Origin of the sequence: Martelella alba, assembly GCF_005217455.1 — a bacterium.
In the GTDB taxonomy this organism is placed as follows: domain Bacteria; phylum Pseudomonadota; class Gammaproteobacteria; order Enterobacterales; family Enterobacteriaceae; genus Acerihabitans.
In genome coordinates, this window is the sequence record NZ_SZPQ01000017.1 from 1 (window position 1) to 24871 (window position 24871).

Annotated in this window: 19 protein-coding genes, 1 pseudogene and 2 other annotated features; of the genes and pseudogenes, 8 read left to right on the forward strand and 12 right to left on the reverse strand. The window is 56.7% G+C overall.

The window, feature by feature from the left end; translation table 11 throughout:
* Positions 1-623: 623 nt before the first annotated feature.
* The 10 genes and pseudogenes from kdpE to FCN80_RS12390 form a co-directional block, all read right to left on the reverse strand.
* Entirely contained in the window at positions 624-1301 is a 678-nt protein-coding gene (gene kdpE / locus FCN80_RS12345; protein ID WP_136990467.1) for a two-component system response regulator KdpE, read from the reverse strand.
* A 6-nt stretch (positions 1302-1307) separates the two neighbouring features.
* Complete coding sequence (gene kdpD, locus FCN80_RS12350) at positions 1308-3989, reverse strand: two-component system sensor histidine kinase KdpD (RefSeq protein WP_136990468.1); 2682 nt, start codon at positions 3987-3989, stop codon at positions 1308-1310.
* A 34-nt stretch (positions 3990-4023) separates the two neighbouring features.
* Positions 4024-4599 (reverse strand): potassium-transporting ATPase subunit KdpC, encoded by a 576-nt coding sequence (gene kdpC, locus FCN80_RS12355; protein ID WP_136990469.1) that lies wholly within the window; start codon positions 4597-4599, stop codon positions 4024-4026.
* A 10-nt stretch (positions 4600-4609) separates the two neighbouring features.
* The gene (gene kdpB, locus FCN80_RS12360) at positions 4610-6652 is read right to left on the reverse strand and encodes a potassium-transporting ATPase subunit KdpB (protein ID WP_136990470.1); all 2043 of its coding nucleotides are present in this window, start codon (positions 6650-6652) and stop codon (positions 4610-4612) included.
* Between the two features lie 20 nt (positions 6653-6672).
* Positions 6673-8355, reverse strand: coding sequence for a potassium-transporting ATPase subunit KdpA (gene kdpA, locus FCN80_RS12365; protein WP_136990471.1), 1683 nt, complete (start codon positions 8353-8355; stop codon positions 6673-6675).
* Complete coding sequence (kdpF, locus tag FCN80_RS12370; RefSeq protein ID WP_136990472.1) at positions 8355-8444, reverse strand: K(+)-transporting ATPase subunit F; 90 nt, start codon at positions 8442-8444, stop codon at positions 8355-8357. Before kdpF ends, kdpA begins: the two co-directional genes overlap by 1 nt.
* 222 nt (positions 8445-8666) lie before the next feature.
* Positions 8667-9401, reverse strand: coding sequence for an SDR family NAD(P)-dependent oxidoreductase (locus tag FCN80_RS12375; RefSeq protein WP_136990473.1), 735 nt, complete (start codon positions 9399-9401; stop codon positions 8667-8669).
* A gap of 95 nt (positions 9402-9496) precedes the next feature.
* Positions 9497-10671 (reverse strand): annotated as a pseudogene (locus FCN80_RS12380) (IS3 family transposase).
* Positions 10274-10390, reverse strand: a sequence feature (AL1L pseudoknot). (Overlaps the previous pseudogene by 117 nt.)
* Positions 10672-10855: 184 nt before the next feature.
* Positions 10856-12916, reverse strand: coding sequence for a carbon starvation CstA family protein (locus tag FCN80_RS12385; protein ID WP_136990474.1), 2061 nt, complete (start codon positions 12914-12916; stop codon positions 10856-10858).
* Between the two features lie 609 nt (positions 12917-13525).
* Positions 13526-13789 (reverse strand): hypothetical protein, encoded by a 264-nt coding sequence (locus FCN80_RS12390; RefSeq protein ID WP_136990475.1) that lies wholly within the window; start codon positions 13787-13789, stop codon positions 13526-13528.
* A 445-nt stretch (positions 13790-14234) separates the two neighbouring features.
* On the opposite strand from FCN80_RS12390, the gene kch reads away from it, so the two are divergent.
* Together kch and sbcB are read left to right on the forward strand one after the other, a co-directional pair.
* Complete coding sequence (kch, locus tag FCN80_RS12395; protein ID WP_136990476.1) at positions 14235-15413, forward strand: voltage-gated potassium channel protein; 1179 nt, start codon at positions 14235-14237, stop codon at positions 15411-15413.
* Between the two features lie 241 nt (positions 15414-15654).
* Complete coding sequence (gene sbcB, locus FCN80_RS12400; protein ID WP_136990477.1) at positions 15655-17076, forward strand: exodeoxyribonuclease I; 1422 nt, start codon at positions 15655-15657, stop codon at positions 17074-17076.
* Positions 17077-17129: 53 nt separating this feature from the next.
* Here sbcB and FCN80_RS12405 read toward each other — a convergent pair whose 3' ends face one another.
* Positions 17130-18548: a glutamine synthetase family protein gene (locus tag FCN80_RS12405; protein WP_136990478.1), complete on the reverse strand. Its 1419-nt coding sequence runs from the start codon at positions 18546-18548 to the stop codon at positions 17130-17132.
* Positions 18549-18717: 169 nt separating this feature from the next.
* The gene (locus FCN80_RS12410) at positions 18718-19554 is read right to left on the reverse strand and encodes an SDR family oxidoreductase (protein WP_230492642.1); all 837 of its coding nucleotides are present in this window, start codon (positions 19552-19554) and stop codon (positions 18718-18720) included.
* Positions 19555-19711: 157 nt separating this feature from the next.
* Between FCN80_RS12410 and hisL the strand changes: the two genes are divergently transcribed.
* From hisL to hisH, 6 genes are all read left to right on the forward strand, one after another.
* The gene (gene hisL / locus FCN80_RS12415) at positions 19712-19759 is read left to right on the forward strand and encodes a his operon leader peptide (protein WP_136990580.1); all 48 of its coding nucleotides are present in this window, start codon (positions 19712-19714) and stop codon (positions 19757-19759) included.
* Positions 19735-19852 (forward strand) — a sequence feature (His leader region). Its footprint overlaps the gene before it by 25 nt.
* Positions 19853-19902: 50 nt before the next feature.
* On the forward strand, positions 19903-20802 hold the full coding sequence (gene hisG / locus FCN80_RS12420) for an ATP phosphoribosyltransferase (RefSeq protein WP_136990480.1): 900 nt from the start codon (positions 19903-19905) through the stop codon (positions 20800-20802).
* A 5-nt stretch (positions 20803-20807) separates the two neighbouring features.
* A complete protein-coding gene (gene hisD, locus FCN80_RS12425; RefSeq protein ID WP_136990481.1) occupies positions 20808-22130 on the forward strand; it encodes a histidinol dehydrogenase in 1323 nt (440 codons plus the stop codon).
* The gene (gene hisC / locus FCN80_RS12430) at positions 22127-23215 is read left to right on the forward strand and encodes a histidinol-phosphate transaminase (protein WP_136990482.1); all 1089 of its coding nucleotides are present in this window, start codon (positions 22127-22129) and stop codon (positions 23213-23215) included. The genes hisD and hisC overlap by 4 nt, the downstream gene beginning before the upstream one ends.
* The gene (gene hisB, locus FCN80_RS12435) at positions 23212-24279 is read left to right on the forward strand and encodes a bifunctional histidinol-phosphatase/imidazoleglycerol-phosphate dehydratase HisB (RefSeq protein ID WP_136990483.1); all 1068 of its coding nucleotides are present in this window, start codon (positions 23212-23214) and stop codon (positions 24277-24279) included. The genes hisC and hisB overlap by 4 nt, the downstream gene beginning before the upstream one ends.
* On the forward strand, positions 24279-24869 hold the full coding sequence (gene hisH / locus FCN80_RS12440; RefSeq protein ID WP_136990484.1) for an imidazole glycerol phosphate synthase subunit HisH: 591 nt from the start codon (positions 24279-24281) through the stop codon (positions 24867-24869). Before hisB ends, hisH begins: the two co-directional genes overlap by 1 nt.
* Positions 24870-24871 lie beyond the last annotated feature (2 nt).

Sequence of the window (24871 nt, forward strand, 5' to 3'; positions counted from 1 at the left end):
AAAAGCGAGTATTTTTAGTCATCCTGTTACCTCTCTCTCAAAGAGTTTAGTCTCCAGGATTCCCGGGGCGGTTCATCGAGCCATGAAAGAGAAGTCTGTTCCTGATTAACCATTCAACCATCCCTGAAAGTAATTCATCCCAACTATCTTAATGATTACCTTAATATAATTGTGGGTAGTTGCAAGCCGTCTGATACCGTCTGGCGAATTCCTGACGCATTCGACAAAGGGATATCGTAAAGGTCGCAGTATTGTTCACGGGTCAGGCCACTGGTACGCCAAGCGGCGACGTGGTGTTTTTTCTGGTTAAGAGTCCATCGAATTTTTGGCATAGTTCAGTCTCCATGGGAGTTGTACGAATGCCGGTAATGCTAACTGCCTGAAAATTCCTGTGAAGATGAGTTCCCCGGAACCTTACGCTCCAGTTCAAAGTCCATGGAGTAAGACGCACGAACCCTGCTGGGACGAAGAGAATTTGACATTGATAGAGTCCATTAACATTTATAAGAGGACTCTATCATCGTCAATCACCGGGGATTGCAACAGACGGCACTGAGATGACGCTTACCTTAATACAGAGAAATTATGTGATTAATCTCGCATATTTCTATCGTAAAAGGTTTCTAGAGAACAAAACGGTAACCAATGCCATTTTCGGTCAACAGATGACAAGGTCTTGCCGGATCAACTTCCAGCTTCTGTCTCAGGTGACCCATATAAATCCGCAGGTAGTGGCTGTTTTCAAGCGCATTCGGTCCCCATACCTCACTTAACAGCTGTTGCCGGGTCAGAACCTTACTGTTGTTGTTCAGTAATACTGTCAACAGACGAAATTCAATAGGCGTAAGGTGGATCTCATTATCACCACGAAAAATACGATGGGCAGTCATATCCACTTTCACATCAGAAAACTGCCAGACAGTTTCAACCGGCGTCATTGCACTGTGGCGCCTGAGTAATACGCGCATTCGCGCCTGAAACTCGCCGATACCAAAAGGCTTGCATAAATAATCATCAGCACCGTTATCGAGCGCGTCTATTTTATCATCCTCGCTGCTGCGGGCTGACAGGACCATGACAGGTGTTTTGCTCCATTGCCTGAAATCCCGGATAAAGTCGACACCATCGCCATCGGGTAAACCTAAATCCAGCACCACCAGGTCAGGTTTACGCGTTGCTGCTTCAATCAGTCCCCGCTGCAACGTTTCAGCCTCATACACACGGATTGATTCCGCTTCCAGCGCCAGGCGTACAAAACGACGGATTTCTTTTTCATCTTCGATAATCAGTACCGTTACCACATGACCTCACTCTGAATCATCAACCTGTGGCGGGGGATCCTGGGGCAGACGGACGATAAAACTGGCCCCACCATCATCACGATTCCCGGCGAAAATGACACCGCCATGGACTTCGACAATGGCCTGGCAAATCGCCAGACCCAGACCCACGCCCGGAATGGCAGATTCTTTTTTCGTTCCCCGGGAAAATTTATCGAAGATGGCCTGCTCCTGCCCGTCAGGTATTCCTTTACCATTATCCCGGACTTCGATTTCAAGCTGACCGTTACAAACCTGTGCGTGCAGACCTATGGTCCCGTCGTGCCCCGCATACTTCACCGCGTTTTCAAGGAGGTTAATCAGAACGCGTTCGAACAACGCGCCGTCAACATACACAAGGGTTAACGGTTCGGGCATATCAAGTTCAATCTTCCGTCCGTTCAGGGACATTTCCAGAGTCCGAAGGACGCTGCCCACCACTTCTTCAAGGGTGATCCACTCTCTCTTAAGATTAAATCCACCGGACTGGATACGGGCCATATCCAGCAGGTTATTGACCAGTCGCGTCATATTTAAAACATGCTGACGGATTTCACTGGCCTGCATAGCATGTTCTGAACCTTCGCTGGCCAGATCCAGTGTCAGGATCTCCGCCAGACCAAAAAGTACTGTCAGCGGGGTACGCAAATCATGAGACAGGGCCGCCAGCAGGGTATTTCGTAACTGTTCACGCTCGCTGTCAAGCCGGGCCTGTTGTTCACCTGCAATCAATGACTGCCGCTCCAGCGTGCTGGTGATCAGCATAACGAAGGTTTCAAGCAGCCGCCGCTGCTCGGGGATCATCAACTGACGCGGATTGAACGGTTCCACAATCACCAGTCCGTGTGTTTTTTTTGTGCTTTTCAGTGGCAGAATAAGATAGGGAACGCCTGGCAGCGTATCGGTGCCCGCCCCGGCAGGCAACCCCTTATCAAAGCTCCAGCGTGCAATCGCATCATCCCAGGGGGTCATACTCTGACACGGCGTGAAGACCGCAAGTTTACCGTTCTGGTCTGGCAATAAGACCTGACTCCGCGCATTAAACGTCGACTCAATGAATTTTTCGCTGGTTTGTGCAACATCAGCATGACTGTGTCCGGCTGACAGGGCTTTGGACATCTCGTAGAGCTGACGTGTGCGTTGCTCCCGGTAACGGGCAATACGCGCCTGGTAGCGCACGCCTGACGTCAGATTACCTATGACAAGCCCCACCGTCAGCATCACTGCAAACGTCAGTAAATACTGAGCATCAGAAACAGCAAGGGTACCGCGGGGGGAAATGAAGAAAAGGTCAAAACTGATGACATTAATAAATGACGCCAGCACTGACGGCCAGCGGCCATAAAATAATGCCACCACCACCACGCCAAGTAAGTAGAGCATCACCAGATTGGCCTTATCAAATGCCGGTAGCCACTGACTGGCGAAAAGCGTAATCAGTGTGCACAGGGCGAGAGCCAGGGCACAGCCCTGAATCTGTACGCGCCATTTATCACTGAAAGCGCGGTTATCCGTCGTGCTGGCCGGCAAAATGATGGGGTTGTCATCAAGTGCAATCATCACCACATCAATATCAGGCGCACGTGCCGCCAGGGTTTCGGCAAAACCCGGACGGTGAAACCAGCGCCGCCGGCTATGACGGCCAATAATAATTTTACCAAGATTATGCCCCCGGGCGTATCGCAGTATTGCTTTTTCCGGCGCAGGGTCTGACAGTGTCGCAGTCTCAGCGCCCAGTTCCTGAGCAAGCTGCAGTGCGCTCAGGATGGCTCGTCGTTGCTGTTCCGGCAATTTATGTAAGGCAGGCGTTTCCACATACACCGCATGCCAGACGCTCCCCAGTTTTGCGGCCAGACGGGCGGCACCACGCACCAGTTTTTCATTCCCGTTAACATGCCCGACACACACCAGAATCGCATCGCGGGTGTGCCAGACTTTTTCTTCCCCCTGGTGATCCCGCCAGGCACGCATCTGATCGTCCACACGATCTGCCGTGCGACGCAGTGCCAGCTCGCGTAACGCAATCAGATTGCCTTTACGGAAAAAGTGTTCAATCGCCCGCTCCGCCTGACCACCGATGTAGACCTTCCCCTCATGCAGGCGCCTGCGCAGATCATCAGCGGGCAGATCAACAAGGACCACTTCATCGGCCGCATCAAAGAAAGGATCCGGAACCGTTTCCCGCACCCGGATACCGGTAACCCCGCTCACAACATCATTAAGGCTTTCCAGATGCTGTACATTGACCGTAGTGAAGACATCAATACCGGCCTCAAGGAGTTCTTCCACATCCTGCCAGCGTCTGGGATGACGTGAACCCGGCACGTTGCTGTGTGCGAGTTCATCCATCAGAATAAGCGCAGGACGCCGGGCAATCGCCGCTTCCAGATCAAACTCCTGAACGAAACGTCCCCGGTAAGCCATCCGTCTGGGCGGGAGTATCGCCAGTCCATGCAGTAAAGCGGACGTTTCCTGACGGCCATGGGTTTCAACAACACCCGTCAGGACATCAAGTCCCTGAGCACGCAATCGCTGAGCTTCCTGCAGCATGGCATATGTTTTCCCGACCCCAGCACTGGCACCGAAAAAAATTTTCAGTTTCCCGCGGTGCAGACCACCGGTCTGTTCTAACAGACGGTCAGGATTGGGACGGCCGGGTTCTTCTGTCATCCTTATTAACCTTATTTGTTCTGCAACATTAACCTTATTTGTTCTGCAACGCGTCCAGGGCCAGGTTCAACCGGACGACATTTACGTAAGGTTGTCCCATGAAGTTCACCAGCGGCGTCACCGTATTTTCGTTCACCACACGCTGTACTTCCGCCACAGACATACCGCGGGCCTGCGCCACGCGTGGCAGTTGCCATTGTGCGGCTTCCACAGAGATGCCGTTATCCAGCCCACTGGATGAAGCCGTGACCAGGTCGACAGGAACGGCACCTCTGGCCTGAGGATTCGCCGCACGCAGTGCGTCAACCCGCTCTTTAATCGCTTTATCCAGTTCAGGGTTGCTGCCTGCCAGATTGCTACCGCTGCTCGCCATCGGGTTATAAGGAGCCTCGCCGGTGGCGGAAGGACGACCCTGAAAATACTGTGGGCGGGTAAAGTCCTGACCCAACAACTCAGAGCCTCGCACCTGACCGTTGACTTCAATCAGGGAACCCCTCGCCTGATAGGGGAACCACCACTGACCAAGCAGTGTGGTAACGACGGGATAAAGGCCTCCGGTGATAAGCATCAGGATAATCAGCATCACGATTGCTGGACGTAACTGTGTCATAACAATTTCCTCAAACCAGGCCAAACAGGGTTAACAGCAGGTCTATCACTTTGATACCAATAAACGGCACCACCAGGCCGCCGAGACCATAGATCCACAGGTTACGGCGCAACATGGCAGAGGCCGTCAGGGGTTTATAACTCACCCCTCTCAGCGCCAGCGGGATCAGAAACACGATGATCAGGGCATTAAAAATGACCGCGCTCAGAATTGCTGACCCCGGAGAGTGCAGGTGCATCACGTTGAGCGCATTCAACTGAGGATAGGTCGCGACAAATGCAGCCGGGATAATGGCGAAATACTTCGCCACATCATTGGCAATACTGAAGGTCGTTAACGAACCTCGGGTCATCAGCATCTGTTTACCAATATGCACCACCTCAATCAGCTTGGTCGGGTTGGAATCCAAGTCCACCATATTACCGGCTTCTTTCGCCGCCTGAGTGCCGGAGTTCATGGCGACCGCCACATCAGCCTGCGCCAGCGCCGGGGCGTCGTTGGTGCCGTCACCGGTCATCGCCACGAGACGACCTTCAGTCTGATACTGGCGGATCAGAGCCAGTTTGGCTTCCGGTGTGGCTTCGGCGAGGAAATCATCAACACCCGCCTCAGCGGCAATAGCTGCCGCGGTTAAGGGATTGTCACCGGTGATCATCACCGTTTTGATGCCCATTTTGCGCAATTGTGCGAAACGTCCTTTGATACCGCCTTTCACGATATCTTTCAGCGCAATCACCCCTAACACTTTTATCCCTTCCACCACCACCAGAGGTGTGGCCCCCTGCCGGGCGACTTTCTCCACCAGAGCATCCACATCCACGGGGAAATGACCACCATTGGCCTCCACATGGCGGCGGATCGCATCGACCGAACCTTTGCGGATCATGCGTTGACCAATATTAATGCCACTCATGCGGGTTTGTGCGGTGAACGGAACAAAGGTGGTATCCTGCACATTGCGTTCACGTAAGTTATATTTCTGCTTAGCAAGAACGACAATGCTGCGTCCTTCCGGCGTTTCATCTGCGAGGGACGAGAGCTGTGCGGCATCGGCCAGGGTCTTCTCATCAACCCCTGATACCGGCAGAAATATCGATGCCTGACGGTTACCCAGAGTGATGGTCCCCGTTTTATCCAGTAACAACACATCAATGTCGCCGGCCGCTTCAACTGCACGACCGCTTGTGGCGATAACGTTAGCGCCGAGCATACGGCTCATCCCGGCGATACCAATAGCGGACAACAGACCACCAATAGTGGTGGGGATTAAACAGACCAGAAGTGCAACGAGTACTGTTACGCTGACAGCGACACCACCGTAGTTGGAGAATGGCCAGATGGTTACGGTGGCCAGCAGAAAAATTAACGTCAGTGCCACCAGCAGAATAGTCAGGGCAATCTCATTCGGTGTCTTGCGACGCTGTGCCCCTTCCACCATGGCGATCATCCGGTCAAGAAAGGTTTCACCCGGGTTTACACTGCACTGGATCACCAGCCAGTCGGACAAGATACGTGTTCCTCCCGTTACGGAGGCGAAGTCACCGCCGGATTCACGGATAACCGGCGCGGACTCACCGGTAATGGCACTCTCGTCGACAGATGCGCCACCCTCAAGGACTTCACCATCACAGGGAATGATGTCACCGGCTTCCACCAGGACCACATCGCCTTTACGCAGGTCGGATGTCGGTATATGATCCACCTGAGCATCATGCTTAGGAGCACGTAGCTTGCGGGCGAACACAGTCTTTTTCACGCCGCGCAGACTGTTCGCCTGCGCTTTGCTGCGCCCTTCCGCCAGAGCTTCGGCAAAGTTGGCGAACAGTACCGTCACCCACAACCACAGACTGATCGCGCCGGTAAACCCTGCGCTGCCTTCAATATGTCCTGTCGCCATCGCCATGGCGAGCAGGGTGGTCAGAATACTGCCAACCCAGACAATAAACATCACCGGGTTCCGCCACTGGATATGCGGACTTAGTTTGGTAATGGAATCTTTCAGCGCCTGATGGACCAATTTTGGTTCAAACAGGACCTCTTTATTATCGCTCATAAAAGACATCTCCACAGAGCTCAGAGTAATGACAGGTGTTCCGCCACCGGTCCCAGGGCCAGAGCGGGAATAAAGGTCAGGGCACCGACCAGCACGACAGTGCCAATCAACAGACCAATAAATAGTGCACCCGTTGTCGGTAACGTACCGGTACTGACAGGCTGAATTTTCTTGGTGACCAGAGACCCTGCGATAGCCATCACCGGAATAATGACCCCAAAGCGGCCAAAAAACATGCAAAAGGTCTGAAGGCTGTTCCAGAACGGGGTATTCGCGCCAAGTCCGGCGAAGGCACTACCGTTGTTATTTGCCGCGGAAGAGACACCGTACAACACTTCACTGAAACCGTGGATGCCCGGATTATAAATCCCTGCACGCCCTGCTTCAGTCATCAATGCCAGTGCAGTACCCAGCAAAACCAGTGCCGGCGTCACCAGAATGGCGACAGCCGTCATTTTCATTTCGCGCACATCAATTTTCTTGCCGAGATATTCCGGCGTACGACCAATCATCAGTCCGGCGATAAATACGGCCAGCAGGACATACATCAGCATGCCGTACAGACCCGAACCAACGCCGCCAAATACCACTTCGCCAATTTGCATCAGCCACATCGGCACCATGCCACCAAGTGCAGTGAAAGAGTCATGCATCGCATTCACTGCACCGCAGGATGCGGCAGTCGTCACAACGGCGAACAGACTGCTGGCCAGAATGCCAAAGCGGCTCTCTTTTCCTTCCATATTGATATTGCCGGAAGCCCCCAGCTCCATCAGATGTGCATTACCTGTTGTTTCGGCCCACATCACCACAACGACGCAAATCACGAAGATGATGGTCATCGTCCACAAAATGGCATGTCCCTGACGGACATCGCCCACCACCTTACCAAAGGCAAAACACAGACCGGCCGGGATCAGAAAAATTGACAGCATCTGCACAAAGTTACTCAGCGCCGTCGGGTTCTCAAAAGGATGTGATGAATTGGCATTAAAAAATCCGCCACCATTCGTTCCCAGCATTTTGATGGCTTCCTGTGATGCTACCGGCCCCATTGGGATGATATGCTTAACGCCTTCAAGACTGGTGTAAGCCTGATACTGAAAAAAGTTCTGAATTGTTCCTTGCTGAATCAGAAACAGGGCATAAACCAGAGAGATGGGCACCAGGACGTAAAGTGTGATACGCGTCAGATCATGCCAGGCATTGCCGAGGGTGCTCACAGATCGACGGGCAAACGCTCGCGTCAGGGCAAACACCACGGCAATACTCGTCGCAGCAGAAAGGAAGTTCTGCACGGCAAGTCCGGCCATCTGGCTGAAATAGCTCATGGTGGTTTCCCCTGAATAGGCCTGCCAGTTTGTGTTGGTCACGAAACTGACTGCCGTGTTCATCGCGAGATCCCATGACAACCCTGGCAACTGCTGCGGATTAAACGGCAACACGGCCTGGCCCAGCAGGATAAAAAACAACACCACAATACCCAGCACGTTAAAGAGCAGAATTGCCGTCAGATAGCTTTTCCAGTCCATTTCTTCGTGATTATTAATACCGGCCAGACGCCAGAATCCTTTTTCGAGGGAAACGACTCCGGGAAAGGTTTCACCTTCAATCAACCGGGCAAACAGTGCTCCCACGGGTTTCGCCAGCATCATTAAAATAACCAAAAAACTGGCTAACAGTAAAAAACCTGAAGTAGCCATCAGAAAGCCTCCGCGTTAATCAGGGCATACACCAGATAGCCCAGTAGCAGGAAAACCAGCACGATACCGGTTATGACGCCTATACTCACATTCCACCTCCAGTCAGACTATTGAACTGATGAGGAGTGTAAATTTTTTGGTGCAAAAATTTTGTAAAAAGATCATCAGATGGGTATAAAAAAAATATAAAAATTTACGGATGTGGACAAAATACAATCAACAGAGAGTGATGACTCCAAGTAGTCGATTTTGATATCTTGTGTTTTCACATCGGTGATAAATCGACATCCTGAACGCCTGACAGTGTTGCTTCAGACATGTTGGCCCCCGTTGACAGGGATCTCCGCGCCGTTTATGTAAGATGCCTCTGAAGTGCAGAGAAAATGGATAAGTGCAGCGACTTCTTCGGGTTTGCCCAGACGGCACAAGGGAATGGCCTGTTCGACGATTTTCGTCGTGCCAGGTGAGAGGATGGCGGTGTCAATTTCTCCGGGCGCAACGGCGTTAACGCGAATACCGTACTTGCCGAATTCATGGGCCATTTCGCGAGTTAAGGCCGACAATGCGGCTTTTGAAGTGGCATAAGCAGCCCCAGCGAAAGGATGAACCTTGCTGCCAGCGATGGATGTAACGTTGATGATACTGCCCTGCACGGCTTTCAGCTCTTCAAACAGACCTCTGACCATTATGGCAGTGGAAAAAAGATTCACATTAAATACGTTTATCCAGGTGGCGTAATCGGTAAACAGGATACCGATTCGGTCACCATGTGCGTTTTTAGGTGAAATGCCGGCGTTGTTCACCAGCGCGTCCAGCCGTCCATCCAGTCGCTGTCTGATGGACGGCAGGATATTTTCCAGTTGGCCAATATCTTCCAGATCGATATGAATATGGTTGACTATGCCTTCGGCCCACGGACATTCCTCCCTCCAGCTCTGGCGCGAAACGGTGAAAATCCGCCAGCCGGCGGCATGGAAATACTTAACTGTGGCATGTCCGATACCCCGACTCGCACCAGTCAGTAACAGCGTTTTCCTGTGTGACATATGACTCCTTAGATCATTGAACCGCCCCGGGTTTCCGGGAGAGTGTTTTGTCTGTGAACTCAGGCTGCCAAAACCGGGTTCCGGATGGAAGCATACTACGCTTTTTCAGCTTCTTCCGGGGGGATATGCCCGAGACGTTCCAGAAGCCTGCGATTGTTGTACCAGTCCACCCATGCCAGCGTAGCCAGCTCCACTTCCTGCCGGGTTTTCCAGCGTTTTCTGTTTATCACCTCCGCCTTGTACAGACCATTGATGCTTTCTGCCATCGCATTGTCGTAGGAGTCGCCCGTGCTGCCCGTGGAGGCCAGTAATTCTGCTTCCTGCAGCCGTTGCGTGTAAGCCAGTGAGACGTACTGCGAGCCTTTATCCGAATGATGAAGGGTAGCGGACGGGCGGCGGGACCACAGTGCCTGCTCCAGCGCATCCAGTACGAACGTCGTCTCCATCGACGCGGATATCCGCCAGCCAACGATCATACCGGCGAACACATCGATGATGAACGCCACAGACGCGAAGCCCTGCCCGGTGCTCGCGTAGGTAAAATCAGCCACCCAAAGCTGATTGGGACGCTCTGCCACGAACTGGCGGTTGATCCGGTCATGGGCGGCTCCGGCCTTACGGCTGACCGAAGTGCGCACTTTTTTACCCCGGAGAACACCAGCGAGCCCCATCGTCTTCATCAGCCGCGCGATCGTGCATCTGGCCACGATGAAGCCTTCCCGCTGCAACTGGCGCCAGACCTTGCGAACGCCATGGACGCTGTAGTTTTCGTCGTATACGCGTTGTCTCTCCTGCTTAAGCCGATCACGTCAGTCACGCTGACTGCGTTTGTCCGGATGCTGATGGTGGTCCTGGTGCCGGTAGTATGTCGACGGGGCGATATTCAGCTCATGGCATACCGGTCCGACCCCGTATTCATCGCGCAGGGTGTCCAGCAGCGGCATTATTTTTTCCAGAGGCGGTCAAACTCCGCCTTCGCAAAATAAGCAGAGGCCTGCCGCAGAATAGCGTTGCTGCGCCGCAGCTCACGGTTCTCGCGCTCCAGCTCTTTCAGCCGCTGGCGTTCGGTGGTGGTCAGTCCACCATCACCGCCACCGGCATCGCGCTCCTGCCTGCGTATCCAGGCTCTGAGCGTCTCGGAGGAACAACCAATCTTTTGGGCAATGGAACAGATCGCTGCCCACTGCGAGGGGTATTCATGCTGGCTTTCAAAAACCAGGCGGGTGGCACGCTGACGTACCTCGGGGGAAAATTGATGGTTTTTTGTCATCCTGTTACCTCTCTCTCAGGGAGTTTAGTCTCCAGGATTCCCGGGGCGGTTCACTTTGTTGGCTGCGCTTGCGCGCCCCAGGAGCATAGATCACTATGTGACTGGGGTGAGTGAGCGCAGCCAACAAAGAGACAACGTGAATTATGACGAGTGCGCCCACGCATATGCGCGGGCGCCTTGGCCCCTATTTAAAAGAGGGCAATGTCTGGTAGGGGATTTCGCTATCGCTGCGTTTATCCAGGCGATAAGCCAGATAAGCCTGCCGGACGCCGAAAACCAAAATCGACAGCATAACGAAAATAAACAGCGCGGTCAGGCCGGCATTCAATTGGTTGTTGAACACCAGCCGCTGCATTTCCTCCAACGTTTTGGCCGGACCAATGATCTGGCTCTGATCGATACCGGCTTGATATTTGTTGGCCAGCGCCAGGAACCCGACCCGGGGATCGGCGGAGAAAATCTTGATAAGCCCCGCCGTGGTGGTACATATCAGCAAAAACACCATCGGCACGCCCGCCACCCAGGCATACATTTGCCGTTTCATCTTGAACAACACCACGAAACACAGCGTCAACGCCATGGCCGCCAGCATTTGATTGGCGATGCCGAACAACGGCCATAGGGTATTGATGCCGCCGAGCGGATCCACCACGCCCTGATAGAGAAAGTATCCCCAGGCCGCAACGCAAAGCGCCGTGGCGATGATATTGGCCGGCAGGGATTCAGTGCGCCGCAACGACAGCATCGCCACGCCTAGCAAATCCTGCAACATAAACCGGCCCGCCCGGGTGCCCGCGTCCACCGCCGTCAGAATAAACAGCGCCTCGAACAAAATAGCGAAATGATACCAGAACGCCATGTCGATAAAGCTTACCGCGCGGCTCAGAATATGCGCCATCCCCACCGCCAGCGTCGGAGCGCCGCCGGCCCGCGAGACAATCGTCGTTTCCCCCACCGACCGGGCATAATCGCTTAGCATGTCGGGCGTGATTTCAAATCCCCAGCCGCTGACCGTCGCCGCCGCCGCTTCCACCGTGGAGCCGCCCAGCGCCGCCGCCGGGCTGTTCATGGCGAAATAAACGCCCGGATCGATAACCGACGCGGCAATCAGGGCCATGATGGCCACGAAGGATTCCATCAGCATGCCGCCGTAACCGATAAACGCCGCCTGGGTTTCGTTTTCCAGCATCTTGGGCGTGGTGCCCGAGGAAATCAGCGCGTGGAAACCCGATACCGCGCCACAGGCGATGGTAATGAACAGAAAGGGAAACAGCGAGCCGGACCAGACCGGCCCCGTCCCATCCACAAAGCGGGTCATGGCGGGCATTTCCAGCGAAGGCGCGATAAACACAATACCCACCGCCAGCGCGATGATGGTGCCGACTTTAAGAAAAGTGGATAAATAATCGCGCGGCGCCAACAGCAGCCAGACCGGCAGGATGGACGCCACGCCGCCATAGATAACCAGCGTCCAGGTCAACTGCTTGCCATCCAGCGTAAACAGCGGCGCCAAGGCGGGGTTGTGCGCGATATCGCCGCCGTAGTAAATGGATGCCATCAGCAGGACAAAGCCGATAACCGACACCTCGCCAATCCGGCCGGGACGAATAAAGCGCAGATAAATTCCCATGAAAATCGCCAGCGGCACGGTACAGGCGACGGTAAACGCCCCCCAGGGGCTGTTGGTCAGCGCCTTGACCACGATCAGCGCCAGCACGGCCAGGATGATGATCATGATCATAAATGTGCCGAACAGCGCAATCACCCCCGGCACCGGACCGAGTTCTTGTTTGATGAGATCGCCAAGGGAGCGGCCATCCCGGCGCATGGACACGAACAGCACCATGAAATCCTGTACCGCGCCGGCCAGCACCACGCCGGCCAGAATCCAAATCATGCCGGGCAGGTAGCCCATCTGCGCGGCCAGCACCGGTCCCACCAGCGGTCCCGCCCCGGCGATGGCGGCAAAATGGTGGCCGAACAACACATATTTGTTGGTGGGGACATAATCCAGTCCATCATTGTGCCGGTAGGCCGGCGTCATGCGCGTGGGATCAAGTTGCAATACCCGGCGGGCGATAAAACGGCTGTAATAGCGGTAGGCAATCAAATATACCGATACCGCCGCCACCAGCATCCATAAGGCATTTATCTTTTCGCCATTATGCAGCGCGATAATACCCAATCCGCTGGCGCCAGCCACCGCCACCAACGCCCAGACGATATGGGAAGCGAGCTTTCGCATAGATTCCTCCGTAATAGTTTATATTGATTATCCAATTATTTTTGGCCGCGCGAGATCACCCGACCACATTGACGGCTTTGTGGCTGGAGATTATGAGAGACAGCCTGTCTCTCACCGGAGGCCCGCCGCGGACGGTTCAAATTCGTGCCCGACGAATTTGTCCTACGTTTGCCGCCGCGACGCATTGTCAATGATTAAATTTGTGATATCACGACGACCTATGGTGAGGTCCCTTCATTTGTATTCCAGAATCTCATAACATTGCTTAAACAACTTTGACAGTTGCTTAATTCGTAATTGTGATCTGCCAACAAAGCTGCGGCGCAAAAGCGGATAACGATAATGAGGCATTTATACGCTAAATAGGTCGAGTGGCATCGCGGTTGGCGTTAAGTATGACGGGTAGCTACATTAAATAAGTCAAGTCGCAATAGGGCGGCTAGCGGACAACGCGAAGTTAACGTTAAAGAGGATAAAAAGACGACCCGGCGGACGACGGAAAGAAACCGTTAAACAAAACGACGCCCACGGCCATGAGCGATACCGCCCCGAAGGCAACACGACCCGGCAAGAAATCGCCGCTACCGGAAGGATGCGCCGGGCGATGATTCAGCGCAGGGTCACCCATCTTAGCAGGATAAGCGCGAAAACCGAGGGAACGCCAAACACCAGTAGCAAAAACGGCAATTGTTCGATGAGGGAATGGCCGCTCAAGGCGACGCCGCCCCACAAATTAAGCAGCGACACCACCAGCCAGACCATCAGGAACGCCTTGACCGCGAACGCCAGCGAGATAACGCCGACAAAATGCACTGCCAGCAGAAACACACCGAACAACAGTAATCCACTGGATATCATGACTAATGTGTGCATGTCGGTCCTATCAAATCAAACACCCCCGAAATGGGCAAATTATACGCGACTTTGTTCATTGAGACACCGCGGCGGCCTGGATAACGCTAGAGGGGCAACGTGGCGTATATGCCGGGCTATTCTGCCTATCTGCCATGATAAATCAACCTATTATTTGCAAAATAGCGTTCAGGGTTGTCAAACGCCACGTTGACGCTTTATTGGCGTCGTTTTTCCCCATCCCGGCGTTATCTATGCCGCTGGAAATATTGTTTCAAAAAATCATTAGTTAATATATTAAGACATAATTTCCATTGCCCATTCCCGTTGCGTCGCGGTAACCCATGGCTGACGCTTTCGCGGCACCCATTAAAAGATAACGCGGCACTTAATTGTCGCCGCAAAATGTACATTGGGGGAATTCCCGCTAAGATGGGGAAACAGGTTTCCGGCGAAAAGTCACAAGATGAGATTTTTATCTGTAACAATCAGAGCATTACGACGGTGGTTCCAACCCTACCACTGGCTTGGCCTACTGACGCTGTTTATCGGAGGCGGCTTTCTCAAGCCGGCGCTGATGCAGATCTGGCGCATTCTTCCCTCCACCCTTCACAATTTCACCGACTGGAAAGACACGATCGCCGCGTTTGGCTTGTTGCAACTGCCCCAGGCGGTAGTGGGCGGCGCCATCGTGCTGATGAGCATCGGTCTGTTTTTGCGCGCCAGGGTGGCGTGGATCTTCGCGTTACTGTTGCTTATCGCCGTGGTCCTGTTCAACTTTCTGGTGCCGGCGGGCAGCCCGCACATTGGCTACCTGGCGTTGCTGGACACGGTCTGCCTGCTTTACTTCTGGCGCGATTTTAACCATTCCAGCCTCGCCGCCGGTACTTTATTCGCGCTAATCAGTTTTACATCGCTATTGACTTACGCCCTGTGCGGGTCGTTGTTTCTCGGGGCGCAGTTCCACCCGGCCATTACCGAATTCGCCCAGGCGCTGTATTTTTCCACCGTGAGCATGTCCACCGTGGGTTATGGCGATATCGTCCCGGTAACCGATACCGCCCGTTTCTTTACCCTGTCGATCATTATTATGGGCATTACCGTGTTCGCCACCTCCATTAGCGCCATTATCGGCCCGATCATCGGCGGTAACCTTAATCGCATGATAAAAGGAAGAATTTCACACGCTATGCGTAAAAATCATATCATTATCGTCGGCGCCAGCCCGCTGGCCATGAGTGTGTATGCCGGCTTGAAACTGCGCAATGAAACCGTCACGGTGATAGTCCCGCCCGATATCCCCCACGACTACCCCGCCGATGCGGATTTGATAATCAATGATCCCTCCGCCAACCAGACATTACTGGATGCGGGAGCGGATAAAGCCCGCCATATCCTGGTGCTGCGCGATGACGATGCCGACAACGCGTTTATCGTCCTGGCGGCGAAAGAAGTGATTGGCCCGGAAACCAACATCATCGCGTTGGTCAACTCGGATAAAAATCTGAATAAAATCAAACGAGTTCAGCCCGACATCGTTTTTTCCCTGCAAACCCTGGCCAGTGAGATGCTGTTGTGCAGGTTAAGCGGCGAAACCATGAACAATCAAGATTTGATGCAACTGCTCTTTCATGAAAATTCTTAACATATTCCCCGCGCGGAAGGACGGAATGTTACGATGCGCCCGATATCCTCCCAGTCTTGAAGGACGGGGTTTGACGGCGCGCCTGATAAAACCCTTCCCCGTCATGGGGCCGCCCCCGCCGTCTAGCCCGCCCTGACTTAGGGCGGCGACATGCTTTATACTGGTCGGACGCCAAGTGGCTTCTTTGTCGGCGGCGCAACGGCAATTTTTCAGGGCAAAGACTTAAGAGCATTTGCACACCATGGCAAACACAATACGACAACCCACCTTTCTGGTGCATGATTACGAAACCTTCGGTAAACACCCGGCGCTGGACCGGCCGGCCCAGTTCGCCGGCATCCGGGCCGATGCGGAATTCATGCCGATCGGCGAGCCGCAGGTATTCTACTGCCAGCCGGCGGACGACTACCTGCCCGATCCCGAGGCGGTGCTGATAACCGGTATCACACCGCAGCACGCCCTGCGGGACGGGGTTAACGAGGCCGAATTCGCCCGACGCATTCACGCCCTGTTTAGCGAACCCGAGACCTGCATCCTCGGCTACAACAATATCCGCTTCGACGACGAGGTCACACGGCACGTTTTCTACCGCAATTTCTACGATCCCTATGCCTACAGTTGGCAGCAGGGCAATTCCCGCTGGGATCTGCTGGATGTCCTGCGCGCCTGCTACGCTTTACGGCCCGAGGGCATCCACTGGCCGCAAAATGACGAGGGCCTGCCCAGCTTTCGTCTGGAACACCTGACCCGGGCCAACGGCATTGAGCACAGTCATGCCCATGACGCCATGGCGGATGTTTACGCGACCCTTGCCATGGCCAAACTGGCGCGCCAGGCGCAGCCGAAATTGTTCGATTACCTTTACCGGCACCGCCTCAAGCAACAAGTGAAAACCCTGATAGACATCCCGGCCATGAAACCGTTGGTGCATATCTCCGGCATGTTTGGCGCCTGGCGCGGCAATACCGCCTGGATAGCGCCGCTGGCCTGGCACCCGGTCAACCAGAACGCGCTTATCGTTTGCGATCTGGCCGGGGATATGTCGGTATTGCAGGACCTGAACGCAGATCAGTTGCGGGCGGCGCTGTATACCCGACGCGATCAGTTGGGCGAACAGGCGCCGGTGCCGGTCAAGCTGGTGCATATCAACAAGTGTCCGGTACTGGCGCCCGCCAACACCCTGCGGCCGAACGACGCCGAGCGCCTCGGTATCGATCGCGAGCGATGCCTGGCAAACCTGCGGATCTTGCGCGCCTACCCGGACGTTCGGGAAAAACTGACGGCGGTGTTTGCCGAAGCGGAGCCTTTCGTTTCATCAAACGACGTGGACGCCCAGTTGTACAATGGTTTTTTCAGCGACGCCGACCGGACGGCCATGGGCATCATCCTTACCACCGATCCGGTTAATTTGCCGGCGCTGGACATTGGCTTTGCCGATGGGCGGCTTGCGGAGTTGCTGTTTCGTTACCGGGCGCGCAATTTTCCGCAAACCCTGGATGACAGCGAGCAACAGCGCTGGCTGGCGCACCGTAAAAGCCTGTTTACCCCGGAGCGATTGCAAGGCTATGCCGATAGGCTAAGCCAGCTGTTTACCGAACGTCAGGAAAGCGAACGGGATAGCCGCCTGCTCAAAGCGCTGTGGGAGTATCTGCAACAATTATAAGCGCAAACCGCGCCGCCCCTGATGAGGGACGGCGCAATCGGCCGCCGTCCCGATCAGGCGTTTTTCAGCATCCAGCCGATCTCGGTTTGCGTCACAATCTGCTCGAAGTGCCGCAGCTCGGCGTGCTTACAGGCATGATAGACCCGGCAAAACCGCCGGCCCAGCCGTTCGGACAGCCGGGCATTGTCCCGGAACGCCCGCAGCGCCTCGCATTGGCGCGCGGGCAGCGCCACACCGTGCTGGCGGCCGCCATTGCCGGCGGTTTCCGGCGGCAATGGCAAGGCGTGATCAAGACCGTGCAGCACGCCGGCCAGCAGCGCGGCCAGCGCCAGGTAGGGATTGGCGTCGGCGCCCGGCACCCGGTATTCCATGCGGTGATTGGCGCTATCGCTGCAAGGGATGCGCAAAGCCACCGTCCGGTTGTTATATCCCCAGGTCGCATGGGTCGGTACATACATATTCGGCTGAAAGCGCCGGAAGGCATTGACATTGGGGGCCAGCAGCGCCATGGACGCCGGCAGCAGATCCAGAATGCCGGCCAGGGCGCGGCGCATCAGCGGCGAATGTCGGCCGCTGCCGTCGGACAGCAGATTACGGCCCTGCGTGTCGCACAAACTCAAATGAATATGCATGCCGCTGCCGGCGTAATCCTCGTAGGGTTTGGCCATAAAGGTGGCGTTCATGCCGTGGTTTTCCGCCGACAGGCGCACCAGCCGCTTGAGTTGCAGGGCGTGATCGCACGCGGCGAGCACATCGCCGCCATGGCGCAAATTGATCTCAAACTGGCCTGGCGACGACTCGGCCACCGCGCCATTGGTGGGAATACGTTGCCGCTCGGCCAACCGGTCGATGTCATTAAGCACGGCGGCGAAGTTATCCAGATTCTCCAGCGAATAGACCCGGCATTGGGTATGGCGGTCCTGTCCCCCCGGCGCGCACGGCGGCTGGAGCATCCCCGCGGGATCCCGGTCCTTGTCCACCAGATAAAATTCCATTTCCATCGCCACCACCGGCACGATGCCGCGCTCGCGCAGATCCCGCCACACCCGGTGGAGTGCGTTGCGCGGCTCCACATCGAAAGGCGCGCCGTCTTCATCCAGCATGGTCAGCAACAACTGGCCGCAGTGCCGTTCGTCGGCGGCCGAGGGGATCAGGGTGCCGGCCACCGGCATACACACATGATCGGGTTCGCCCTTCTCCTGGCCGAGTCCCGCCTCCGCCACAGTCTGGCCATAAAGATTGATGGCGAAAAGCGAAGAAGGGAAATAACAGCCGTTTTCGATTTTGGACAGGCTGGCCAGCGGAATACGCTTACCGCGGGAACAACCGTTGAGGTCGGTGAGAAGAATATCGACATGACGGGTTTGAGGATAGCGTTCCAGATAAGCGTAAATTTCCCGCTGGAACGCGCTGGTTCGGTTTTCCTCGCGGCGCCGCGCCGCCAGGCGATCAACTTCCTTGAGATTGTGCATAAGCCACCCGCAATGATAGGCCGCCGCCGCAACGGGCGTACAACGGACCGGCGCGCGCAGAATTCGCCGCTAGAAAAAACATAGCGGCATTCAGCCGTATTGGCAAATCACCGCCGGCCGCGAACCGGACGGCGAAAACGGGCCTTATCGACCCGGCGGGGATGGGGGTTCAGGCCATATCCATCGGCATCAGCGCCGGATCAGGATACTGGTAATCAAACCCCAGTTCCCGACAGATACGGTTGCCATCGATGATTTTTCCGCCGTTGCCATCGCCGCCGGGCAGGAACTCCGGTGGCGTTCGGCCAATCTCGCGGGCCCGCGCCGGATAAAAATCGCGCTTGGCCGGGTGGCCTGGCGCGCACAAATTATACAGATGACCGCCCTTGGGCAGTTTCAATAATAGCTCAATGGCGCTGATGACATCGGCCAGATGCACCAGATTGACCCCATGGGCGCCGCCCGGCAATTGCCGCTTGTCGGCCAGGAACCGGCCCGGATGGCGCCCCGGTCCCACCAGCCCCGCCAGGCGCAGGATATCCACGGACGTATTGGGCAACCGGTGCAGCCACTGCTCCAGTTCCATCAGGCAAACGGCCGACGCGGTGGCCGGCGCAAGGGGGCTGTTTTCATTCAGTACACCGGCGACATTGCCGTAAACCGAGGTGGAACCGGTGAAAATAATGCGCGGCACCGCAAACGCCAGGGCGCTGTCCACCACCTGTTGCACCGCCAGAAAATAATCCTCGTCCCGTGCCACCGTCCGGCCGGCCGGCAGCGCGATCACCACGGCGTCCACCTGGAACAGCGCCGCAAGATCATCGGGTTCCGCCTGCAACTCGGGCGTCAACAGCAACGGATAACATTCCACACCGCACATGCGCGCCGCTTCCACGCCATCAAGGGCGGTCTTGCTGCCGGTCACGCTGTATCCCCGAGCCAGCAACGACAGGGCCAAAGGCATTCCCAACCACCCCAAACCGACAATCGCAATCTTTTTCATCATGACCCCTGCTCGAAGGTTGAGCTCCCTGGACGCCGGGCGACGCCGGCGCGCGGCATTGCGCCTATTAAGAAAAATAAGTTGCACTCTGCGGCAAATATCGTTAGGTTAACTATAAAGGTATCGCATCGATTCATCATCTACAGATTGAGAGAATTTTATGTACCGCGTTCTGTTCAGCCACCATCATCACCATCATCCTGACTAGTCTTTCAGGTGGTTGGTGCTGGAAGACAAAAATCTTCCAGCGGCGCGGAACCCAAGAGAGCCCTCGGAAGATTTCTTCCGAGGGTTTTTTTTTGGCTCTACAACTTTGATTCAACAACGTTATTTTTTAGGTTAGAGGACATCATGTTGGATAACACACGTTTACGGATAGCCATGCAGAAATCAGGCAGATTGAGTACCGACTCGCAAAAACTGCTGGAACAATGCGGCATCAAAATCAATTTGCAGCAACAGCGCCTGCTGGCTTTCGCGGAAAACATGCCCATCGACATTCTGCGGGTCCGTGACGACGATATTCCCGGTCTGGTCATGGACGGCGTGGTGGATCTGGGCATCGTCGGCGAAAACGTTCTGGAAGAGGCCCTGCTCGACCGGCGGGCCGAAGGGGAAGATCCCCGTTACTGCGTGTTGCGCAGACTGGATTTCGGCGCCTGCCGGCTCTCGCTGGCGCTGCCGCTCGACGAACCCTTCTCGGGTCCGCAATGCCTGCAAGGCAAACGTATCGCCACTTCCTATCCTCACCTCCTTAAGCAATATCTCGATAGGCTGAATATCACTTTCAAGCCCTGCCTGCTCAACGGATCGGTGGAGGTCGCGCCCCGCGCCGGCCTGGCCGACGCCATCTGCGATCTGGTATCCACCGGCGCCACCCTTGAAGCCAACGGGTTGCGCGAAGTGGAAGTGATTTATCGCTCCAAGGCGTGCCTTATCCAAAGCGATACGGAAATGCCGCCGGCGAAGCAGGCCCTGGTGGATAAGCTGATGATTCGTATCCAGGGCGTCATCCAGGCCCGTGAATCCAAATACATCATGCTGCACGCGCCCACCGAACGCCTGGACGATATCGTCGCCCTGCTGCCCGGCGCCGAACGCCCCACTATCTTGCCGCTGGCCGGCGATGTACAGCGGGTGGCCATGCACATGGTCAGCAGTGAAACCCTGTTCTGGGAGACCATGGAGAATCTGAAATCCCTCGGCGCCAGCTCGATTTTGGTGCTGCCCATTGAAAAGATGATGGAGTAACGGCGATGACTTCCTTTGCGTTTTCCACGCCGGTGCGCTGGGACGATTGCCCGGCCGAACAGCAGGCGGAGTTGCTGGCCCGTCCCGCGGTGGCGGCCTCGGGCCGGATAAGCGACGCGGTGCGCGACATCATCGCCGAGGTACGCCGGGGCGGCGATGAGGCCATCAAGGCTTTCAACCAGCGGTTCGACCGCACCGTCACCCAGACGTTGCGCATTAACGACGAGGACCTGCGCCGGGCGGCCGATCGCCTGAGGCCGGAAGTCAAGCAAGCCATGGCGCTGGCGGTAAAAAACATCGACACCTTTCATCGCGCCCAGCAACCGGCGCCGGTGGACGTGGAAACCCAGCCCGGCGTGCGTTGCCGCCAGCTCACCCGCCCAGTGGCGTCGGTGGGCCTGTATATTCCCGGCGGTTCGGCCCCCCTGCCCTCCACCGTGCTGATGCTGGCCACCCCGGCGCGCATCGCCGGTTGCCGGCGGGTGATATTATGCTCGCCGCCGCCGGTGGCCGATGAAATCCTTTACGCCGCGCAATTGTGCGGCGTAAAGGAGGTGTATCAAGTGGGTGGCGCGCAGGCCATCGCCGCCATGGCATTCGGCAGTGAATCCCTTCCCAAGGTGGACAAAATTTTCGGTCCCGGCAACGCCTGGGTCACCGAAGCGAAACGCCAGGTCAGCCAATTGCCCGGCGGCGCGGCCATCGACATGCCGGCCGGGCCGTCCGAAGTGCTGGTCATCGCCGACAGTCAGGCCAATCCGGCCTTTGTCGCCGCCGACTTGCTGTCGCAGGCGGAACACGGCCCGGATTCCCAGGTGATTTTGCTGACGCCGGACGCCGCCATGGCCGAGGCGGTCATCCGCGAAATCGACACGCAGCTCGCCCAACTGTCCCGGGCCGACATCGCGCGCCAGGCCCTGGCCGGCAGCCGGCTTATCCTGGCGCGCGATCTGCGGCAATGCATCGATATCAGCAACCGCTACGGCCCGGAGCATCTTATTATCCAGACCCGCGACGCCGAACAGTGGGTGGACGCCATCAGCAACGCCGGCTCGATTTTCCTCGGCGACTGGTCGCCGGAATCCGCCGGGGACTATGCCTCCGGCACCAACCATGTACTGCCCACCTACGGCTACACCGCCACTTACTCAAGCCTTGGCCTGGCTGATTTCCAAAAACGGATGACCGTCCAGCAACTGACGCCCCAAGGCCTGGCGGGGCTGGCCGGCACCATTGAAACCCTGGCCGCGGCGGAACAGCTTACCGCCCATAAAAACGCCGTCGCCCTGCGGGTCGCCGCCCTCAACGCATCACAGGAGCCATCATGACCATCAGCCAACTGGCGCGCGCCAACGTCCTGGCGCTGGAGCCTTACCAATCGGCGCGCCGCCTCGGCGGCAAGGGGGATGTCTGGCTGAACGCCAATGAATATCCGCTGCCGCCGTCCTTTCAGTTGCGCGACGGCGACCTCAACCGATATCCCGCCTGCCAGCCCGACGCGGTCATTAACGCTTATGCCGGCTATGCCGGGGTCGATGCAAAACAGGTACTGGTTTGCCGGGGCGCCGACGAGGGCATCGAACTCCTCATCCGGGCTTTTTGCGAACCCGGCCGCGACGCCATCCTCTACTGTCCGCCGACGTACGGCATGTATGACGTTAGCGCCAAAACTTTCGGCGTCGAACGCCGCACCGTGCCGCTGGACGCCGACTGGCAGCCGGATGTGGCGGCCATCGCCCACCAGTTGGACGGCGTCAAATTACTCTATCTGTGCAGTCCCAACAACCCCACCGGCAACCTCACGCGCCCCGAGTCCATCCGGCAGTTGCTGGAGCTTACCCGCGGTCGGGCGTTGGTGGTGGCCGACGAGGCCTATATCGAATTCTGTCCGCAGGCGACACTGGCCGGCTGGCTCGCCAGCTATCCGCATCTGGTTATCCTGCGCACCCTGTCGAAAGCCTTCGCCCTGGCGGGGCTGCGCTGCGGTTTCGTCTTGGCCGGCGCCGAGATCATTCAACTGCTGTTAAAAGTGATAGCGCCCTATCCCCTCTCCCTGCCGGTGGCGGATATCGCCGAACAGACCCTTGGCCGGGAAGGACTGGCGCTAATGCGCGCCCGCGTGGCGGACATCGTCGACACCCGGCGCTGGATGGCCGATGCGCTCGGCAAGTGCCCATCGGTGCGGGAAGTCTATGCCAGCGAAAGCAATTACTTGCTTTTCCGCCTGACGCCCGGCAGCACAGCCTTCAAGGGCCTGTGGGATCAGGGCATCATTTTGCGTAATCAAAGCGCACAGCCGGGATTGGCCGATTGCGTGCGGGTCACCATCGGTACCCGCGAGGAGTGCCGGCGGGTGGTTGCCGCGCTGTGCGCCGCCGAGAACGCCGACATTGCCCGCCAGGAGGCCGTGTGAACCAGAAACTGTTGTTTATCGATCGCGACGGCACGCTTATCAAGGAGCCGCCGGAGGATTTTCAGGTGGACAGGCTGGACAAACTGGCCCTGGAGCCGGGGGTGATCCCCGCGCTGCTGACACTGCAAAAAGCCGGCTTCCATCTGGTCATGGTCACCAATCAGGACGGCCTGGGCACCGCCAGCTTCCCGCAGGCGGATTTCGACGGCCCGCACCAATTGATGATGCAGATCTTCACCTCGCAGGGCGTCGCTTTCGAGCGGGTGCTGATTTGTCCCCACCGCCCGTCCGAAAACTGCGCATGCCGCAAGCCTCAAACCGGCATGGTGCAGGCCTATCTGGACGAGGGCCGGATGGACCCGGCCAACAGCTATGTGATTGGCGACCGGGAAACCGATATGCAACTGGCGGTCAACATGGGCATCAACGGTTTGCGCTATCAGCCCGGCGAGCTGGATTGGCCGGCCATCGCCGAACGCCTCACCCGGCGCGACCGCTACGCCCGCGTCAACCGGGTGACCCGTGAAACCGCCATCGACGTACAAGTCTGGCTGGATCGTGAGGGCGGCAGCAAGATCAACACCGGCGTCGGCTTCTTCGATCATATGCTCGACCAGATCGCTACTCACGGTGGCTTGCGGATGGAAATCGAGGTCAAAGGCGATCTGTATATCGACGATCACCATACCGTCGAGGACACCGCGCTGGCCTTGGGCGAAGCCCTCAACCGGGCGCTGGGCGACAAACGCGGCATCGGCCGTTTCGGTTTCGTGCTGCCGATGGACGAATGCCTGGCGCGCTGCGCGCTGGATATTTCCGGCCGGCCGCACCTGGAATACAAAGCAAGCTACAGTTATCAACGGGTCGGCGATCTGAGTACTGAAATGGTGGAACATTTCTTCCGTTCCCTGTCTTATGCCATGGCCTGCACCCTGCACCTCAAAACCCGGGGCCGTAATGATCATCATCGGGTGGAAAGCCTGTTCAAGGTCTTCGGCCGCGCGCTGCGCCAGGCTATCCGGGTGGAGGGCGACAGCCTGCCCAGCTCTAAAGGAGTGCTGTGATGAATGTCGTCATTATCGATACCGGCTGCGCCAATTTATTTTCGGTTACCGCCGCGGTCCGGCGCCTTGGCTACCCGCCGGTGGTCAGCCGCGATACCGCCACCGTCCTCAAGGCCGATAAAGTGTTCCTGCCCGGGGTCGGCACCGCCCGCGCGGCAATGGATCAGTTGCGCGAGCGCGGCCTGATTGAACTGGTGAAGTCCTGTACCCAGCCCGTGCTGGGGATTTGTCTGGGCATGCAATTGCTCGGCGCCGCCAGCGAGGAAAACGGCGGCATCGACACGCTCGGCATTATCCCCCAGCCGGTGGTCCGCATGGCCGATCGCGGCCTGCCCTTGCCGCACATGGGCTGGAACCAGATTCAGTCGAGCGGCGGTAACCGCCTGTTCCGCGGCATCGATGACGGCAGCTATTTTTATTTCGTGCACGGCTACGCCATGCCGGTTTGCGACGCCACTATCGCTCAATGCCACTATGGCGACCCGTTCAGCGCGGCGGTGGAGCAGGACAATTTCTTCGGCGTGCAATTTCATCCCGAGCGTTCCGGCGCGGCCGGCGCCCAACTGTTGAAAAATTTTCTGGAGATGTGACC

Excerpts from the sequence above, each read along its gene's own strand:
- FCN80_RS12385 (WP_136990474.1), bottom strand. The coding sequence starts at position 12,916 with ATGCGAAAGCTCGCTTCCCATATCGTCTGGGCGTTGGTGGCGGTGGCT.
- FCN80_RS12405 (WP_136990478.1), bottom strand. The coding sequence starts at position 18,548 with ATGCACAATCTCAAGGAAGTTGATCGCCTGGCGGCGCGGCGCCGCGAG.
- kdpC (WP_136990469.1), bottom strand. The coding sequence starts at position 4,599 with ATGACACAGTTACGTCCAGCAATCGTGATGCTGATTATCCTGATGCTT.
- FCN80_RS12390 (WP_136990475.1), bottom strand. The coding sequence starts at position 13,789 with ATGCACACATTAGTCATGATATCCAGTGGATTACTGTTGTTCGGTGTG.
- kdpA (WP_136990471.1), bottom strand. The coding sequence starts at position 8,355 with ATGGCTACTTCAGGTTTTTTACTGTTAGCCAGTTTTTTGGTTATTTTA.
- FCN80_RS12410 (WP_230492642.1), bottom strand. The coding sequence starts at position 19,554 with ATGATGAAAAAGATTGCGATTGTCGGTTTGGGGTGGTTGGGAATGCCT.
- hisG (WP_136990480.1), top strand. The coding sequence starts at position 19,903 with ATGTTGGATAACACACGTTTACGGATAGCCATGCAGAAATCAGGCAGA.
- kdpB (WP_136990470.1), bottom strand. The coding sequence starts at position 6,652 with ATGAGCGATAATAAAGAGGTCCTGTTTGAACCAAAATTGGTCCATCAG.
- kdpD (WP_136990468.1), bottom strand. The coding sequence starts at position 3,989 with ATGACAGAAGAACCCGGCCGTCCCAATCCTGACCGTCTGTTAGAACAG.
- sbcB (WP_136990477.1), top strand. The coding sequence starts at position 15,655 with ATGGCAAACACAATACGACAACCCACCTTTCTGGTGCATGATTACGAA.
- hisC (WP_136990482.1), top strand. The coding sequence starts at position 22,127 with ATGACCATCAGCCAACTGGCGCGCGCCAACGTCCTGGCGCTGGAGCCT.
- hisD (WP_136990481.1), top strand. The coding sequence starts at position 20,808 with ATGACTTCCTTTGCGTTTTCCACGCCGGTGCGCTGGGACGATTGCCCG.
- FCN80_RS12375 (WP_136990473.1), bottom strand. The coding sequence starts at position 9,401 with ATGTCACACAGGAAAACGCTGTTACTGACTGGTGCGAGTCGGGGTATC.
- kch (WP_136990476.1), top strand. The coding sequence starts at position 14,235 with ATGAGATTTTTATCTGTAACAATCAGAGCATTACGACGGTGGTTCCAA.
- hisH (WP_136990484.1), top strand. The coding sequence starts at position 24,279 with ATGAATGTCGTCATTATCGATACCGGCTGCGCCAATTTATTTTCGGTT.